The organism is Cellulomonas septica, assembly GCF_012396155.1.
In the GTDB taxonomy this organism is placed as follows: domain Bacteria; phylum Actinomycetota; class Actinomycetes; order Actinomycetales; family Cellulomonadaceae; genus Cellulomonas; species Cellulomonas septica.
Genome location: NZ_JAAXOY010000347.1, coordinates 1 through 3636, shown reverse-complemented (window position 1 = coordinate 3636; position 3636 = coordinate 1). Strand labels below are relative to the sequence as shown.

The 3636-nt window shown below is 74.6% G+C and carries 3 protein-coding genes; all 3 read right to left on the bottom strand.

The window, feature by feature from the left end:
- Positions 1-546, bottom strand: a 546-nt coding sequence (locus tag HGA02_RS12975; RefSeq protein ID WP_168679358.1) for a chromate transporter, incomplete at its 3' end; no start/stop codon positions are given.
- A gap of 101 nt (positions 547-647) precedes the next feature.
- Entirely contained in the window at positions 648-2309 is a 1662-nt protein-coding gene (aceB, locus tag HGA02_RS12970) for a malate synthase A (protein WP_168679357.1), read from the bottom strand.
- 59 nt (positions 2310-2368) lie between these two features.
- Positions 2369-3636 (bottom strand): isocitrate lyase (aceA, locus tag HGA02_RS12965; protein ID WP_168679356.1); only part of this gene is annotated, 1268 nt, incomplete at its 5' end.

The window sequence follows — 3636 nt, the reverse complement described above, 5'->3', positions numbered from 1 at the left end:
CAGCCCCGCGGCGAGCACGACCAGCGGGAACGGCACCGCGAACAGCGCGAGCGCGACGAACGAGCCGACCGCGAGCGCGACGAGCGCGGGGCTCGTGAGCGCGCGCCGCCCGACGCGGACGACGGCCTGCGCCACGATCGCCAGCACGGCGGGGGCGAGCCCGGCGAACACCGCGCTCACGACGGTCGTGTCCCCGAACGCGACGTAGATCGCGGCGAGCGCGAGGAGCGCGAGCATCCCGGGCAGCACGAACAGCCCGCCCGCGACGATCCCGCCGCGCGTCCCGTTGAGCAGCCAGCCGGTGTAGACCGCGAGCTGCTGCGCCTCGGGCCCGGGCAGGAGCATGCAGTAGTTGAGCGCGTGCAGGAACCGGCGCTGGCCGATCCAGCCCTTCTCGTCGACGAGCGTGCGTTGCATGACCGCGATCTGCCCGGCCGGCCCGCCGAACGTCTGCCACGAGATGGCGAACCATGCCCGCACGGCCGTGCGGAACGGGACGAGGTCGCGGGGCGGCGTGACCGGCGTCGGCGGCAGGGCGTCGTCCACGGGACGAGTATCACCGCTGCGCGGCGCGGGACCCGACGCGTCTCGGCGTGGTGCCACCGGGGAGAGGGCGGCACCACGCCGGACGCGTGCGGCGCGTCAGGTCAGCGGCGGTGGACCAGGTGCTGCGCGTACGCCGGGACCGTGAGGAACGTCGGGAAGTCGTCGCCGAGCGCGACCTCCTCGACGAGGGCCGCGGCGTCGTCGTACCGGTCGTCCTCGGTGCGGGGGAGCCCGGCCAGGACGTCGGCGAGGACGGACCGCACGTGCTCCGCGGTGATCGTCGTCCCCGAGTCGGTGACGACGCCGTGGTGCACCCACTGCCACACCTGCGAGCGGGAGATCTCGGCGGTGGCCGCGTCCTCCATGAGCCCGTCGATCGCGACCGCGCCGGTCCCGCGCAGCCACGCCTCGAGGTAGCGGACGGCGACGGACAGGTTGGTCCGCAGGCCCGCGTCGGTGACCGCGCCCGGCTCGGTGCCGCCGGCGGAGGCCACGTCGAGCAGCGCGGCGGCGTCGGGCGTGACGTCGGGGCGCTGCACGTCGCGCTGGTCCGGGCGGTCGCCGAGCGTCGCGTCGAACACCTCCCGCGCGACGGGCACGAGGTCGGGGTGGGCGACCCAGGTGCCGTCGAACCCCTGCCCGGCCTCGCGCTCCTTGTCGGCACGGACCTGCGCGAACGCACGCTCGTTGGACTCCGGGTCGCGCCGGTTCGGGACGAACGCGCTCATGCCGCCGATCGCCTGCGCCCCGCGCCGGTGGCACGTCGCGACGAGCAGGTCCGCGTACGCCTGCATGAACGGCACCGTCATCGTCACGTGCGACCGGTCCGGCAGCACCCAGCGGCGGCCGCGCGACCGGAACGTCTTCACGATGCTGAAGATGTAGTCCCAGCGGCCCGCGTTCAGCCCGGCGCAGTGGTCGCGCAGCTCGTAGAGGATCTCCTCCATCTCGAACGCGGCCGTGATCGTCTCGATGAGGACGGTCGCCCGGATGGTGCCGTGCCGCAGGCCCAGGTACGCCTCGGTGAACCGGAAGACGTCGTCCCACAGCCGCGCCTCGAGGTGGCTCTCAATCTTCGGCAGGTACAGGTACGGGCCGCGGCCGGAGTCGATGAGCGCGTGCGCGTTGTGGAACAGGTACAGCCCGGCGTCGACGAGCGACGCGGACGCGCCGTAGCGCTGACCGGCCCGGTCGACGTGCTCGACGTGCTTCTCGGCGAGGTGCCAGCCGCGCGGGCGGAAGACGATCGTCGGCGTCCGGTCGCCGACGCGGTACTCCTTGCCCTCGGGCGACGTGAAGTCGGCGTCGCCGCGGATCGCGTCGAACAGGCTGTGCTGCGCGCCCACGACGTTCTCCCACGTCGGGCTCGTCGCGTCCTCCAGGTCCGCCAGCCAGACGCGCGCGCCCGAGTTGAGCGCGTTGACGGTCGTCTTGCGGTCGCACGGGCCGGTGATCTCGACGCGCCGGTCCTCCAGCCCCGGGCCGGGGCCGGCGACGCGCCACGAGCGGTCCGCGCGGACGCCCGCGGTCAGCGGCAGGAAGCCCGGGTCGGCGCCGTTCGCGATGCGGTCGCGACGGAGCTGGCGCTCGCGGAGCAGCAGCGTGCGGCGCGTGCCGAAGACGGTGTGGAGGTCGGCGACGAAGTCGAGCGCCTCGGGCGTGAGGATCTCCGCCGTGCCGGGCACGGTCGGCCCGACGACGTCGAGATGGGGCTGGATCACGGGTCCCGTCAGCGGCGCGCGGGCGGGGGTCAGGACGGTCATGGTGCACCTCCGGGTGCGGGCTCGACGGGCGGCGGGCCGCGTCGGGCGGGGGCGTGCGGTCAGTGGGTGAACTGGGCCGTCTCGGTGGAGCCGGCGAGCGCGAGCGTCGAGGCGTCGGGCGAGATCGCGGTGGCGACCCGGTCGAAGTACCCCGTGCCGACCTCGCGCTGGTGGCGGGTCGCGGTGTAGCCGTCGGCCTCGGCGGCGATCTCCGCCTGCTGCAGGTCGACGTAGGCGGACATGCCCCGCTGCGCGTAGCCGCGGGCCAGGTCGAACATCGAGTGGTTGAGCGCGTGGAAGCCGGCCAGCGTGACGAACTGGAAGGCGTACCCGTACCCGGCGAGCTCGCGCTGGAACCGCGCGATCTGCGCGTCGTCGAGGTGGCGGCGCCAGTGGAACGACGGCGAGCAGTTGTACGCGAGGAGCTTGCCGGGGTGCTTCTCGTGGATGCGCTCGGCGAACTCGATCGCGAGGGCCAGGTCGGGTGTCGACGTCTCGACCCAGAGCAGGTCCGCGAACGGTGCGTACGCGTCGGCGCGCGCGACGACCGCGTCGAGCCCGGGCCGCACCCGGTGGTAGCCCTCGGCGGTGCGCTCGCCCGTGAGGAAGTCGTGGTCGCGCTCGTCGGCGTCGCTCGTCAGCAGGTCGGCGCCGAGCGCGTCGGTGCGGGCGACGATGACCGTCGGGACGTCGGCGACGTCCGCCGCGAGCCGCGCCGCGGACAGGGTCCGCACGTGCTGCGCGGTCGGGACCAGGACCTTGCCGCCCAGGTGGCCGCACTTCTTCTCCGCGGCGAGCTGGTCCTCCCAGTGCACGCCCGCCGCGCCGGCCGCGATCATCGCGTGCATGAGCTCGTAGGCGTTGAGCGGCCCGCCGAACCCGGCCTCCGCGTCGGCGACGACGGGGACGAGCCAGTCGCGCGACGCCCGCCCGTGCTCGGCGACCTCGACCTGGTCGGCGCGCAGCAGCGCGTTGTTGATGCGCCGCACGACGGCCGGCACCGAGTTGGCGGGGTAGAGGCTCTGGTCGGGGTACGTCTGGCCGGACAGGTTCGCGTCGGCCGCGACCTGCCAGCCCGACAGGTAGATCGCCTCGAGACCCGCGCGGACCTGCTGCACCGCCTGGTTGCCCGTGAGCGCGCCGAGCGCCGGCACGTGCGTGCGCTGGTGCAGGAGCTGCCACAGCCGCTGCGCGCCGCGCCGGGCGAGCGTGTGCTCCTCGCCGACCGACCCGCGGAGCGCGACGACGTCCTGCGCGGAGTGGGTCCGGCGGACCCCGGCCCAGCGCGGGTCGGTCGCCCAGACGCCGGCCAGGTCGGCCGCGGACT

Bases quoted from the DNA above. Each gene is read 5' to 3' on its own strand.
- aceB (WP_168679357.1), bottom strand. From the start codon at position 2,309: ATGACCGTCCTGACCCCCGCCCGCGCGCCGCTGACGGGACCCGTGATC.